Annotated in this window: 10 protein-coding genes; 5 read left to right on the plus strand and 5 right to left on the minus strand. The window is 59.8% G+C overall.

Going from position 1 to position 13276, the window contains the following annotated elements; genetic code table 11:
- Positions 1 to 70: 70 nt before the first annotated feature.
- Positions 71 to 1042 carry an ABC transporter substrate-binding protein gene (locus tag FJW03_RS14480; protein ID WP_140761575.1) on the minus strand — a complete coding sequence of 324 codons (972 nt, stop codon included), beginning with the start codon at positions 1040 to 1042 and terminating at the stop codon, positions 71 to 73.
- Positions 1043 to 1198: 156 nt separating this feature from the next.
- On the opposite strand from FJW03_RS14480, the gene FJW03_RS14485 reads away from it, so the two are divergent.
- The 4 genes from FJW03_RS14485 (at position 1199) to FJW03_RS14500 (ending at position 6331) form a co-directional block, all read left to right on the plus strand.
- Positions 1199 to 2158 carry a LysR substrate-binding domain-containing protein gene (locus FJW03_RS14485; protein ID WP_226890668.1) on the plus strand — a complete coding sequence of 320 codons (960 nt, stop codon included), beginning with the start codon at positions 1199 to 1201 and terminating at the stop codon, positions 2156 to 2158.
- Positions 2159 to 2337: 179 nt separating this feature from the next.
- Positions 2338 to 3702: an LLM class flavin-dependent oxidoreductase gene (locus FJW03_RS14490; protein ID WP_140761577.1), complete on the plus strand. Its 1365-nt coding sequence runs from the start codon at positions 2338 to 2340 to the stop codon at positions 3700 to 3702.
- Positions 3703 to 3725: 23 nt separating this feature from the next.
- Entirely contained in the window at positions 3726 to 4727 is a 1002-nt protein-coding gene (locus FJW03_RS14495) for a flavin reductase (RefSeq protein WP_140761579.1), read from the plus strand.
- Positions 4727 to 6331 carry a GMC family oxidoreductase gene (locus FJW03_RS14500; RefSeq protein WP_140761581.1) on the plus strand — a complete coding sequence of 535 codons (1605 nt, stop codon included), beginning with the start codon at positions 4727 to 4729 and terminating at the stop codon, positions 6329 to 6331. Before FJW03_RS14495 ends, FJW03_RS14500 begins: the two co-directional genes overlap by 1 nt.
- Before the next feature lie 233 nt (positions 6332 to 6564).
- Here the strand turns inward: FJW03_RS14500 and FJW03_RS14505 are convergent, their stop codons facing one another.
- Positions 6565 to 7632, minus strand: coding sequence for a cyclic nucleotide-gated potassium channel (locus FJW03_RS14505; RefSeq protein ID WP_140761584.1), 1068 nt, complete (start codon positions 7630 to 7632; stop codon positions 6565 to 6567).
- An 871-nt stretch (positions 7633 to 8503) separates the two neighbouring features.
- On the opposite strand from FJW03_RS14505, the gene FJW03_RS14510 reads away from it, so the two are divergent.
- Complete coding sequence (locus FJW03_RS14510; protein ID WP_181173180.1) at positions 8504 to 8878, plus strand: histidine kinase; 375 nt, start codon at positions 8504 to 8506, stop codon at positions 8876 to 8878.
- Between the two features lie 92 nt (positions 8879 to 8970).
- On the opposite strand, the gene FJW03_RS14515 is transcribed toward FJW03_RS14510, so the two are convergent.
- The 3 genes from FJW03_RS14515 to FJW03_RS14525 form a co-directional block, all read right to left on the minus strand.
- The gene (locus FJW03_RS14515; protein ID WP_140761589.1) at positions 8971 to 11301 is read right to left on the minus strand and encodes an ATP-binding protein; all 2331 of its coding nucleotides are present in this window, start codon (positions 11299 to 11301) and stop codon (positions 8971 to 8973) included.
- 85 nt (positions 11302 to 11386) lie between these two features.
- Complete coding sequence (locus FJW03_RS14520; protein ID WP_181165704.1) at positions 11387 to 12049, minus strand: response regulator; 663 nt, start codon at positions 12047 to 12049, stop codon at positions 11387 to 11389.
- A 525-nt stretch (positions 12050 to 12574) separates the two neighbouring features.
- The gene (locus FJW03_RS14525) at positions 12575 to 12772 is read right to left on the minus strand and encodes a hypothetical protein (RefSeq protein ID WP_226890669.1); all 198 of its coding nucleotides are present in this window, start codon (positions 12770 to 12772) and stop codon (positions 12575 to 12577) included.
- Between the last annotated feature and the right edge of the window lie 504 nt (positions 12773 to 13276).

Below are 13276 nucleotides of genomic sequence, written 5' to 3' on the forward strand. Positions count from 1 at the left end.
ACCTCGAAACCCTAGGATCCAGAAAAACGACAAGGGTTCGCCGACGATGTCCGTCCACGAACCCAAAACGCTACTTTACGATCGCGGTGACCTTCGCCTTGGCGTCGTCAGACAGCCAGTTCGGCCAGACATCCTTGTAGTTTGTCAGAAAATACACGGCCGTTTCGTCGGCGGTAGCCTTCTTGTCTTCCTGCCAGGCAAGAAGCTCGTTCATGATCTTGTTGGTGAAGCTCACCTTGCTCATGAGAGCGACCAGTTCGGGGTTCTTGTCATAGAAAGGCTTCGACATGGTGGTCAAAACCGTAGCCTTCGGCCAGCCGGTCTTGCTTGGGGTTGGGCAGTTGGCGGTAGCGTTGCACTTGGCTTTGTCCTTGTCGACCGGACCCATGTCGACTTCCACCATCTTGTATTTGCCGAGGACCCCTGTGGGAGCCCAATAATAGCCGAACCAGGGCTCCTTCGCGGTATAGGCCGCCGCCATGGAGGCCGCGAGCGTCTCGCCGGAGCCATGGTTGAAAACCTCTATGCCATGTTTCTCGAGTTCGAAGGCCTTGACCAGATTGTCGTTCGAGGTGCGGCAACCCCAGCCGACCGGGCAGTTGTTGAACCGGCCGCCGACGAGTTTCGGGTTGGCCAGGATGCCGTCAATCGTCTTCAATTCGGGATGGGCCTGCGCGAGATAGTCGGGGATCAGCCACGCATCGACGCCGCCGTCGGACAGAACATCGCCGACCTTGACGATCTTGCCCTCCTTCTCGAGCTTGTAATAGACGTCCGCGACACCGGGCCAGACCTCGGTCAGGATGTCGGGCTGTCCCGTTTCGGCGAGCGACGTAAGCGCCGGAACCGTCGAGGTCGGCACTTTCTTCACCGTGCAGCCGTAGCCCTGCTCCATCAGGAAGCTCGAAACGGCGGTCACCACGGCGGCCGAGGCCCAGTTCATTTCGGTAATGGTCACCGTACCGCACGCGGCATTGGCGGAGGATGCGCTTGCCAGAAAGCTCGCGCCGATCATGCCGACTGCTGCAAGAAGAGATCTCATGTCATTCCCCTTTGGCGAAGTTGTACCTGACCGGTCGCGGCGGGCTTGATTGCTGCTGCCTCCCGGCGGCGCGCGATCAGGTCATTTTTTGGCTTGTTAAGCAGGAGGCAGATTACGGCCCGGCGGGCCGTTGGCAAGTTGCATAATTCCTACGCTATGCGTAAGCTGGTCTTTATGCAAAGACTCCGCAGCAAGCTGCCACCGCCCAATCTTCTTATAACGTTCGAAGCCGCTGGGCGTCAGCTTAGCTTTACCAAAGCGGCGTCGGAACTGAACGTCTCACGCGTCGCGGTCAGCCAGCAGATCCACGCCCTGGAGCGGTTTCTCGGTGTGCCGCTGTTCCAGCGCATGCAACGCTCGGTTCGGCTGACAAGAGCCGGAGAAAGGTATCATATCGCCATCTCGGAGGTGCTCGAACGGGCGCTGCGCGCGACGGTGGAGATCAGCAGGCGTTCCGACACCAACATCGTCAATGTCGGCACCACGCCGGGCTTCATGACCTATTGGCTGTCGCCGAGGCTCGGCGAGTTCAGGACGATCCACCCCGACATCGAATTGAGGTTCATCGTTTCAGACAGCAATCTTGGCTTCGAAGACAACATCGACGTCGCGATCCGATACGGAAGTCCACCCTTTGATGATGCCGAGGCCACCTTCCTCGGTCGGCAAGCGATAAGCCCCACTTGCGCGAACACGTTTCTGCCGTCAGGGACGATTTTGGCTCCAGCCGACCTCCTCAAGCATCCGCTCATTCATCTGGAAGGCCCCTATGACGAACACACCCGCTGGTCGAAATGGTTCCAGACGCTGGGTATAGACATGGCCAAGGCGCGCGCCGCCATCACGGTGAACTCATACACCAACCTTGTCCAGGCAGCGCTCGACGGCCAGGGATTCGCCCTGATCGGCCCGCCCCTTATCGAGAGATTCCTGTCCAATGGCGCTCTGATACAGCCTGTCGACGCGCCGCCGGTCGTACGGCACGCATTTCATTTGCTGCTGCCCAAGGGGGTGCTGCCAACCGCCTCCTCGCAGGTCTTTTCCAATTGGGTCAAAAGTTCGTTCCCGAAGAGAGAGGCAAGCGTGGCCGGGGCTATCGAGCTTGACGACCGCTAGGCGGCTGGAAGGTCGGCGGCCTCCAGTTAGCGTAAGCTACACTTAACAACAACGGCAGTTTTTTCGGCGTTTACAATGTCCGGCCAAAGTCGGACGTTCCCCTCGACAAGAGCATGTCCGGTCGGGCCTTGCGGTCGCCAGATCGCCGCCGCCAGGCATGCCAACGGAGGGTTTCCTTGATGAGCAGAAAGCAGATGAAGCTGGGGCTCTCCATGCGCTACATGGGCTACCATGTCGGCTCGTGGCGGCATCCGGACGTGCCCGCGGACGGCAGTTCTCTTTTCCAGTCTTTCCTCGACGTCGTGCAGACGGCCGAGCGCGGCAAGTTCGACATGGTGTTCCTGGCGGATGGCATCGGCGTGCGGCTGGACGACAAGCCGAAGGGATCGATGGCCCGGTCGCGCCACAACGTAGAACTGGAACCGCTGACGCTGCTTTCGGCGCTGGCTCCGCTTACCCGCAACATCGGCCTGGTCGCCACGGCGTCCACAACCTACAACGAGCCCTATCACATCGCGCGCAAATACGGTTCACTCGACCAGATCAGTGGCGGCCGCGCCGCCTGGAACGTAGTAACCTCCTGGTCGGATCAGGAGGCCTGGAATTTTTCGATGAGCAAGCAGCTCGAATACGATACTCGCTACGAGCGCGCGCACGAATTCGTCGAGGTGGTCACCGGTCTCTGGGACAGCTGGGACAAAGACGCGTTCCTCCTCGACAAGGAATCCGGCGTCTTCTACGACGAAGAAAAAATGCATGTCCTCAATCATGTCGGCAAGCATTTCTCCGTCCGTGGGCCTCTGAGTGTCCGACGCTCCCCGCAGGGGCGGCCAATCCTGGTGCAGGCCGGCGTATCGGAGACCGGCCAGCAGATCGCCGCCGAATACTGCGATATGGTGTTCATGGCGAAGAACGACCTCAAATCGGCTCAGGATTACTATTCTTCCGTCAAGGACAGGCTGGAGAGCTTCGGCCGCCAGAAGACCGACCTGCTGATGATGCTCGGCCTGACGCCCATCGTCGGCCGCACCCGCGAAGAGGCGCAGGAGAAATACGAGGAGCTGGAGTCGCTCATCGATCCGGTCGTCGGCCTTTCGATGCTCTACCGCTCCTTTGGCGATCTTTCGCATCTGCCGCTGGACGGCCCGGTGCCGAAGCCGGACCTCGACAAGGTCGGCCTCAAGAGCAGTGCCCAGATGTATTATGACCTCGCCCAGAAGCGGGGCCTGACGATCCGCCAGCTCTACAAGAAGATCGGCATGGCGCAGGAGCATAAGACCGTCGTGGGGACGGCCGCCGACGTCGTCGACGAAATGGAATCCTGGTTCGAACAGGGCGCTGCCGACGGCTTCAACATTACCCCCTCCCTGCTGCCGCATGGCATCGACGACTTCGTCGAGCTTGTGCTGCCGGAGTTGCGCAAGCGTGGCCGTTTCCGCGACGAATACGAAGGTCGCACCCTTCGCGGGAATCTCGGCCTTCCCACTCCCGCCAGCCGCTACGACGTGGCCAAGGCTGTCTCGCAAGAGCTTCTCGCCAGCTAGGCTCGATTGAACGAGGATCGGACATGCACACCGACGCCGCTCTAGACGGAGTCTCCACCAAGGACATCGCCCGTCTGCCGATCGAGGCAGGCGATCCGGCGACCGATGCCCGTCTCTTCCGCAGATGCCTCGGGCTGTACGGAACGGGCATCGCGATCATCACCACGGAGACGGAAGGTCAGCGGGCCGCCGTCACCGTCAACTCCTTCGCCTCGGTGTCGCTTGATCCACCCCTGGTGCTTTGGTCAATAAGCCACGCTTCGCGCAGCTATCCGCTGTTCAAGAACGGCGGACGCTTCGGCGTAAACATCCTTGCCTCGACGCAGATGACTGTTTCTCGACATTTTTCAAGCAAGGTCCAGGATAAGTTCGCGGACACGGCATGGTCGCTCGGCGAGTTCGGTTCTCCTTTGCTTCACGGCTGCCTGGCGCATTTCGAATGCGAAACCTATTCGCAGGTCGAAGGTGGCGACCACACCATCCTGATCGGTCTCGTGCGCCGCGCCAGTCGTTTCGAAGGCGAGCCGCTGCTGTTCGCTCAAGGCCAATATAGCGTCGCCTACTCCCATCCGGAGGTCTCGCCATCGCCTGAAGTCGGCGGCCTGAAGCCGGAGACGCCTTCCGAGGGAACGATCATTCCGCAGATATTCGAAGCACACCATCTCCTGTCGTCCACCTTCGATGAACACCGTCATGCCGAAGGTCTCGACATCTCGGTGGCCAGGGTGATCGCCTGCGTCTATGACATGCCGGGCCTGAAGATCGACCAGGTGTCGCGGGCCACTTATCTCGGCCAGCGCGACACGGAAGACGCCTTGGCCACGCTCGTAGAGCGTGGGATGCTCGTCAACGCGGTAGACGGCCAGTTGATCCTCACCGAAGCCGGGCGGCAGCGGCGCGAGGCGATCCGCAGGCGCTGGCAGGATTTCCAGAAAGATCAGTTGGCTGGCATACCGGACGGGGACGTTCGCGCCACGCTCAGAACCCTCTCGAAGCTGATTGCCCAAAACCGCGCGGCGAAATGATGAACTGGGACTACATTGTTATAGGGGCCGGCTCGGCGGGATGTGTGCTCGCCAACAGGCTAAGCGCTGATCCGTCGACGAAAGTGCTGTTGCTGGAGGCCGGCGGCAGCGACAAGAGGTTGAACATCATCATGCCGGCCTTGGCGTTCAAGGCGATGGCCAACGACCGCACGAACTGGAAATTCATGACCGAGCCGGACCCGACGCGGAACAACCGTCGCGACATGATGCCCCGTGGCAAGGGGCTCGGCGGCTCCAGTTCGATCAATGCGATGTTCTATGTCCGCGGCAACCGAGGCGATTACGACCATTGGGCACAACTCGGCAACCGGGGCTGGTCCTATGACGAGATCCTGCCCTATTTCCAGAAGATCGAGGGCAACAGGGACGGCGTGACCGACATCTACGGCAAGAGCGGCCCGGTGGTCGTCAGCGCCGTCCGCAAGCCTCCCAAGCTCGCTTATGTCTTCGTCGAGGCCATGAAGGAGCTGGGCTATCCGCACAATCCCGCCTACAACGCCGAACCCACGGACGGCGCCGCCATCATCCATGTCACCCAGCACATGGGAACCCGCTTCAGCGCGGCCAGAGGCTATCTGGATCCGATCGAGAAGCGGCCCAATCTCAGGATCGTAACCGGCGCGGTGGTGCGCAGGATTGTCTTTGATGGACGGCGTGCCGCGGGCGTCGAATTCGATGCCGACGGAAAGACGCAGACCGAGCGCTGCAGTGGCGAGGTCATCCTGTCGGCGAGCGCGGTGAACTCGCCCAAGCTGCTGATGCTGTCGGGCATCGGTCCGCACGAGCAGCTCCGCGAACACGGCATCGGCGTGCTGCACGACAGCCCCGGCGTCGGCCGCAACCTCCAGGAGCACGCCAGCACGCAGGTGAAGGCCTATGTCAACGTCAAGACCGCGAACCAGGAGTTCAACCTTCTGGGAAAGCTGAAATACGGCGCCCAGTTCCTCTTCGACCGGTCAGGCTATGCCACCTACACCTACACGGGTGTCGGTCTCGTCAGGACCCGGGCAGAGCTCGAATATCCCGACATCCAATATCATTTCGGGGCCTTCTCGGCGAACTACACCCATGACGGCATCGAGATGCAGAAAGAGGCTGCGATCAACCTCCAGCCCAACGTCAACAGTTCGCGCAGCCGGGGTTATTTGGAGCTGCGATCGGCCGACCCCTACGAGCAGCCCAAGATCCAGCTGAACCTGCTGAGCGATCGCTATGATGTCGAGACCTTGATGGCCGGCGGCAGGATCGCCCGCGCCGCGCTGAACTCAAAGGCGTTCGCGCCATACGTCACGGGAGAGGCCAAACCCGGCAGGCAAGTCCAGACCGACGACGAATGGACCGCCTATATGCGCGAGAACGCGAGCGGCAGCTACCATCCGTGCGGCACATGCAAGATGGGCATCGACCCGATGGCAGTCGTGGCGCCGGACCTCAAGGTCATCGGCGTGGAAGGCCTGCGCGTCGTCGACTCTTCCATCATCCCACAGATACCGAGTTGCAATCTCAACGCCATCTCGATGGTGATCGGCGAGAAAGGCGCTGAGTTGATCCTGCGGGACCGCGGTCAGCGGGCGGCGGCCTAGGCAAAAGTGCGCAGCCAGCGACAGCAGTCGGCTTGCTGAAACGAGCCGCTTGTTGTCGCTGGGTGACAGCGCACATGCCAGCTTTGTCATACGATGCTCCCGGCGTTGGTTCCCGTATTTCTCTGACAGAGGCGGCCCTGGGAAAGGGCGCCGCACGCGGAAATAGTCCGTCGATTTCGGGACGCAAGATCGATGACACACCATTACAGTCCAGGGCTGCACACCTGGTAAGGTCACGCCATCGGCGCCGCGCCGCGCCGTTCGAGCGCTGTCTTGCGGATGATTTCCGCGATCTCTGGGCTGCTGCTGCACAGCATCTGGAAATCCACCGAGTGCAGCGACAGGAGTGAGACCACCGTTGCGGCGCTGACGGTCGCCGCACGCGGTTCGCCGCTGATCAGCGCCATCTCGCCGAAGAAGGCGCCAGGGCCAAGCTCCACCGGGTTCGGCAGCGCAACGCTGACGCGCCCCTCCACGACGAAGAACATCTGATCACCGCGCTCGCCTTTGCGGCAGATCACGGCGCCCGCCGGCAGGACGCGGGGTCTTAACGAGCGCACGATCTCGACTAGCGCGGCCGGGCCGAGCTTCTGAAACAACGGCACGCCGGCGACCAATTGCCAATTACGGACGAAATCCCCGCGACGGACTTCTTGATAGAAGCCGGTGGCAAGAATGCCAGCCCAGAGCGCGAAGATGCCGATGCCACTCATCATGACCACCCCGGCAAGGACGCGACCGGCGAAGCTTTCCGGAATAGCGTCGCCATAGCCGGTGGTGGACAGCGTGACCACCGCCCACCACATTGCCTGGGGGATGCTGCCGAACTTTCCCGGCTGAATGTCGCGCTCGATGACATAGGCCGCGAGCGCGACGGCGAACAGAACGACGCCGAAGAGCGTGGTGACGCCGATCAGGTTGCGCGCTTCGTTGGCTAGGACCCTGCCCAGCACCGGGAAGAAGGTCGAGTCCCGCAGCGGTTTCAGCAGCCAGACAGCACAGTAGAGGCTCCGGTCGGGCGTGCCGACGAGCAGAAATGCGGCGAGTGGAACCAAAACCGCGAGCACATCGATGGCGATTACCGGCGTCCAGTTCCGTACGTCTCCCGCCCGGTGCTTGAGCAGCGTCGCGCCCATTTGCAGGAGATAGGCGCCCCAAATGACAGCAAGCAGGACGGCCAGAGCGAGTCTGCTTCGTCCGGGCATGTCCGGTATCGTGAGCGCAGCCACCGCCAGAAGCCCAGGCGCGGCCAGCACCGCGTTGAGCGGCGCGTAAATTCTCAAGAAAGGCAGTACCGACATTCTGTGCCCACGAGCGGCTAGTATCCTTCAAAATAGAATGTCTTCAAGGCAAGCGTAAAGGCGCTTACTGTCACTGCGATGTGCATCACCAACGGTGAACTCAGATGTCCGGGATTGCTTCGTGACCGGACGTGAACAGACAGGCCACACACAACCGGCCCTCAAAGCCCGGATGGATGAAGGACGACAAGCCGACGGGCAGGTTTTATGTAGGGACGTTTTGAGCCTCCCACACCGACGCAAGTGAATCGAAAGAGAAGGCACCAGCGCGCCCACACCGGAGTATTGGGGCTGCTAGGGCACGGCCAATGATCGGCAGGCTGCATTACTGCACTGACATCTAAGGTTCGCTGTAGCGATTTCAGCGATCCCCAAGCAGTGTCCAGTCAATAGCGGGCACGACGTCCTTCGGAACTGTTCCTCCAGAATTTCTCTGTAGCCGACCAGGAACTGCACCAATCCTTTTTGACGGTCAACGGCGCCCGGATCAAAATCTGCTTGGCGAAGCTGGCAAGCCTTCCAGACCGTTGCCGCCCACCGGCAACGGACCTATTCTGTCACACAAGATCGCGAACCGGATGCGAGGCTCATTGCGAAATGTAGTGTTCGGGCGCAGCGTAAATTTTAACGCAACCGAGATTCATGAAATTTTTGAAAGTTTTTTTTCTAACGTCTATTCACCTGTTTTGCGCTCGCCATGAGGAACAATATGGCTGGAAATGGTAGGGGAAAGGCGATTGGACTTACGGCTCGCGCCTGGCAGGCAGTTTGTGCCGCAGCACGTGGATTCAACTGTGCACGGGCTTGGCTCAGGCATTCGCCTCGGGCGATTCGGCATTGTGTCTTTCTCGTTGTCGTCGTTTCCCTTTCGATGATCGCCCTCGGCTGGTGGATCGATCAATACATCTCCGTGGCAGTTGGGGCGACGACCGGTCCGGATGCAGTTCCCGGCAGAACACATGTGGCCTCAGCAGTCGCTCTCGTTTGGGCCATCATGCTCGGCGCAATCGTTGTCGTCTTCCGGCGCGCCCATGGCCTGCACCACGAAGGAATCGGCCAGCGCATCCATGATGGCCCCGCACAAATGCTCACCTATGCAATACTGCGCCTCGATGAACTCGAAGACATGTTGCGAGACACCGAAGGCAGCGCCCAACCGGTGCCCAGACAGATAATTCAGGATGTGAAGTCGGCGAGCGTCGACGCGCTGAACGATCTCCGGCAGATCTCGCGCCAGCTGGCGTGACAGGCCTGAGTCCAGGAAGATACTGACCAGTGGCCCTGCTTTTCTATGCTCCCGGCGCTTGGCGCAGCCATACGAAATCGGACAGCGCTACTCTACTCCGCAACCGGTGCCAAAACTGCACTGGCGTTGCCCGTTGCTTCGCCGGCAATTCCCAAGACACGAAAGAGCTCTTCCCGTTTGAATGGCTTGCTTAGAAAATCGTCCATTCCTGCCCGCAGGCATGCTTCGCGATCGCTGGCATATGCGCTGGCTGTCAAGGCAATGATACGGGCCCGACGACAGTCGGGGGCTGAGGCCGCCTCGATCTCACGGATCCTGGAAGTGGCACGAATTCCGTCGAGCTTCGGCATCGAGCAGTCCATCAGAATTGCGTCAAAACTGGTGTGGCGAACTGCGGCGACCGCCCCCTCTCCATCGCTGGCCACTTGTACAAGGCAGCCAAACTGGCGAAGGGTTTCCTCGAGCAGTCCGCGGACACGCTCATTGTCTTCCGCCAACAGGATGCGTATCGCCGGCCCTGCCGCGGTCGAAAGCTTCCGCTTCGGCTCCGGCAGGCTAGGTTCTTCGCGTGCGATGGGAATTGCGGCTGCCGGTTCGATGGCGATGGTGAAGCGGAAGTGAGCGCCATGTGGGTGAGCTTCGCTGACCTGGATGGTTCCGCCGAGCCGTTCGACAAGCTGGCGGCTGATTGCCAGCCCCAGTCCCGACCCGTCCGAATTGGCACCGCGATAGAATTCCTGGAAGATATGCTCGCGATCGTCCTCTGCGATGCCCGAACCCGTGTCCACGACGTCAAAGGCGAGAATGCCGGATACCTCGCTACTGACCCGGACGGTCACTCCGCCGGCCGGAGTATGCTTCAAGGCGTTCGCGATCAGGTTCACCAGGATTTGGCGAATGCGCGCCGGATCCGAGCGGTAGCGGGCGGGCGTGTTCGAAGCGCATTCGACGGCGATCGTCAGTCCCTTGCGGTCGGCAACGGCCCGCATCATGTCGCATGTTTCCAACAAAAGCGTCGAAGGCTCGAACTCGACCGAGTTGACGTTCAGCTTGCCGTGTTCGATCGCCGACAGATCAAGCACCTGGTTGACGATGTCGAGCAATGTCTGGCTGGCATGGTCGATGATCTCAAGTTTGGCCTGCGCACGCCTGTCGGGCTGACTGGCTCGTAGCAACTCCGCCGCACCGACTATCGCATGCATAGGCGTCCTGATCTCGTGGCTGACCCGGGCAAGGAACCGGCTTTTGGCGGAACTGGCCTCCTCCGCTACCTTCTTGGCATTGGCCAGCTCGGCCGTGCGCTCCTCGATGCGCAAGGCGAGCTCCCGATTGTGCCTTTCAACCGTCGAGCCTCTATAGGCGAGCCATCGGAGCGCGGCGGCCAGGGCCACGCTCCCCAAAATCAGGATGATGACCTCGGTGCGGAAACGCTCGTTGATCGACTGGACGGCGGGTGATTTCAGGAACACCGCCGTCGGCACCACGGACCAAAGGCTCCATCCTCCCCCGACATCCGGAAAATCGAGCGGCGTCGAGCTGCCATAAGCGACGTTGTCGAGACCGGCTTCGGTTCGCGGCGAGACTTGCCTCCAAAGTTGGCCGTCACGGGACCCCCTGTAGAAACCGAGCCTGTCATTGCTTAACGCATAGCCGTCGTTCGGCAGAATTTCGGTAAGGACGTCGGACAGCACGACCGCGGTAACGATGCCTCGCAGTTTTCCGTCAAACCCGAAGAATGGAACCGAATAGACAAGGCCCTTGCGGTTGTCGTCATCAGGTGCCGTCGGCGAGTAGTGCGTGTTGTCGCACGTAATGACTTCCCTGCTTGCAATTGCAGGATAGTTCAGATTCGAGATTACGTTGTCGTTGCCATATTTTCTGTTTAGATAGTCGAGCTGGATTTTCATCGCTCGATACTCAAATATTTCTACCTCTTCTACTCTGCTTTTTACGGAAGAGGCTAAGCGCGCCGAGTTCTGATCTGCATTCTTGCCAACTATAAATTCATCGAACGTCATCAACGGTACCTCTGGCGTCGCCCGATCGGCGTCGACGCGGTCCGGATCGAAATTGGCCGGCACTATGTACAGTTCGGAAACCGAGAGGTTTTCCGCCAGATTGTTGTATATCTCCTGGGCGCTTACCCTCGCATCCTCTTGCAAGGAATGGGATTCGGAGCTCAGCGCTCGCACCGTCGGCAGGCGGGCGATCGTGCGAATGCCTTGGTACATCTGGCGAAAACTGGCCTCGATGTTGACCGCGACTGCTCGATTCTTGGCCTGGTTCTCTGCCTGGAACGCCAGCATCGCGGCCTTGATGTCCATTTCCCGCCCAGTGCTGAACTGGAACCAAAGCAGATAGCCGAGCGAGGCCAGCAGGAGGCAGCCACCCAACTCGATCCAGGAGAGACGCGCGTGGCGCATTGATCTCGGTTCCGCCGCAGGGGCTCTCACTCGTTTGCTATCATCCCGCAAGACCTGCACTGCGTAGAAGGCGGTCCTTAACGCGTCAATTGCCCAGAGGCGGATTTACCCCGCGCGACTTTTGCGCCGCAATTACCGCCGAAACACGGTTTGTGACGCCGTACTTCTGCAGAATGCCAGACATGTAATATTTGACCGTCTTTTCGCTGATATCCAGCTTCTCGCCAATCTCTCGATTGGTAAGACCCTCTTCAACGGCTTTCATGATTTGAGCTTCACGGTGGGTAAGCTGATCGATGGAGGACGTCTGCCGGACGTTCATCTGTGCGGCCTGCAGCAGTTTCGTCGCAAATTCAGGCGAGACGAACGACTCGTCGTTCGCCACCGTCCACATCGCCTTCTTGAGATCCCCGGCGCTCACGCCCTTGAGCACATAGCCTTTGGCGCCTGCGTTCAAGGCAGAAATCGCCGTGGCCGCCAAATCACAGACTGTCAGGATCATGCATCGGACGGAAGGCGCTTGGACGACGATGCGCTTTAGCGCCTCCATGCCGCCTCCTGGGATTCCCAGATCGAGAAGCATGATCTGGGGTCGCCACCGTTCGGCGATTTCCAGCGCTTCACGCGCGGTACTGCCTTCGGCAACGAGACTGAAACCTGCCTCGCCTGAAATGACAGCGGCTAGACCGCGTCGAACGATCGGATGATCGTCGACAATGGCAATTGAAACTCTCTCCAGATCGCCCACGCCGCTACCCCCAGCGCACAACCCAAGGCGTGTCTCACGCCAGTGAGCCGTCAACCCTGCACAATCCCATCAACACCCTGACCATATGTTAGACTTGACTTAAGTGGATGTCAACGCAGCTAAGGATCGACGAAGATGCGAGGTATTCAGCAAATCTTTCTAAATCTCTTTGTGTATAACAATTTGCGTAGGGTAAATCTTTTACACGTTTTGTAGTCACAAAAGAAAATCAGGCACATTGTTTTATCGATACATATAAAATCCCGCGGAGACGCGCATGGAGATTTTGTGATCGCGGTTAAATCGATCGGGCCTGAGAGATCGACAATACAATCATTGCGCCTGTCCCATGCGTTTGAGCCGCCCGCGGGGCTGCGACGGGCTTCGATCGATATTCAATCCAGACATGGCGCAGACGAGCGGACGGAGTTGAAGAAGGACAAGGCGTGTCCGTCATATCGGTGGCGATGCTTTCGAAGTGTTTGAGGCGTTGAGGCAGCGTTCGAGGCCTCGAAATCGCTGCAATCAGGTTTCGGCGGGCTGGACCGCAGGGATTTCGGCGTCGGCTTCCACCGCGGAGACGGTGGCGCGCAAGGCGTCGCTGCCATGGGCCGCCAGCGAGCAAGCGTGTAGCGCCCAGCCCAATCGCTGCAGACGCGAAAGCTTACCTGACAAATTCGACACCTTGGCCCGGCCCTGACCAAAGTCTGGTTTCAGCCCCAACCTTGGTCCAGGCTGGCGCCAGACCATCCGTCGAAATTCCCTAGCCTTTGTGCCGAAAACATCATGCGACGTCCGACCGTAGGCATTCGGACTGGCGGTGTCATGCTTAATCAAGGGTTAACGTGGGGATTAAACCAGTCGGAGAAGACCGGCATTGGCGCTGCTTCACAGCCTCATTGCCCTCCCCCCGAGAAGGCACTTCCCAACTCCCGCCAATGCGCCCGAGAGCGCTGACCGTAGTCCTGTCGCCGTTGCGTACGGCACACGAATGGAGAAAAGCGATGCCTTCCATCAAGCCGTTCGACATCACGCTCAGTGATATCAACTTTCTTCTCGACCAGATGCGCGACGCGATCTTCATCACTGGCTACGACGCCGGCGGTCAGGCCATCTATGGCTATACGGATGCTGGCGGAACCACCCGGACGCTAGGCCTTTTTGGAACGTTCGACCCTCTGGGCATTATCGATCCGACTACACAGCTTTCTATTTACGATGGCGCGC

The sequence above is a fragment of the Mesorhizobium sp. B4-1-4 genome (genome assembly GCF_006439395.2).
In the GTDB taxonomy this organism is placed as follows: domain Bacteria; phylum Pseudomonadota; class Alphaproteobacteria; order Rhizobiales; family Rhizobiaceae; genus Mesorhizobium.

Bases quoted from the DNA above. Each gene is read 5' to 3' on its own strand.
- FJW03_RS14480 (WP_140761575.1), bottom strand. From the start codon at position 1,042: ATGAGATCTCTTCTTGCAGCAGTCGGCATGATCGGCGCGAGCTTTCTG.
- FJW03_RS14485 (WP_226890668.1), top strand. From the start codon at position 1,199: ATGCGTAAGCTGGTCTTTATGCAAAGACTCCGCAGCAAGCTGCCACCG.
- FJW03_RS14490 (WP_140761577.1), top strand. From the start codon at position 2,338: ATGAGCAGAAAGCAGATGAAGCTGGGGCTCTCCATGCGCTACATGGGC.
- FJW03_RS14495 (WP_140761579.1), top strand. From the start codon at position 3,726: ATGCACACCGACGCCGCTCTAGACGGAGTCTCCACCAAGGACATCGCC.
- FJW03_RS14500 (WP_140761581.1), top strand. From the start codon at position 4,727: ATGAACTGGGACTACATTGTTATAGGGGCCGGCTCGGCGGGATGTGTG.
- FJW03_RS14505 (WP_140761584.1), bottom strand. From the start codon at position 7,632: ATGTCGGTACTGCCTTTCTTGAGAATTTACGCGCCGCTCAACGCGGTG.
- FJW03_RS14510 (WP_181173180.1), top strand. From the start codon at position 8,504: ATGATCGCCCTCGGCTGGTGGATCGATCAATACATCTCCGTGGCAGTT.
- FJW03_RS14515 (WP_140761589.1), bottom strand. From the start codon at position 11,301: ATGCGCCACGCGCGTCTCTCCTGGATCGAGTTGGGTGGCTGCCTCCTG.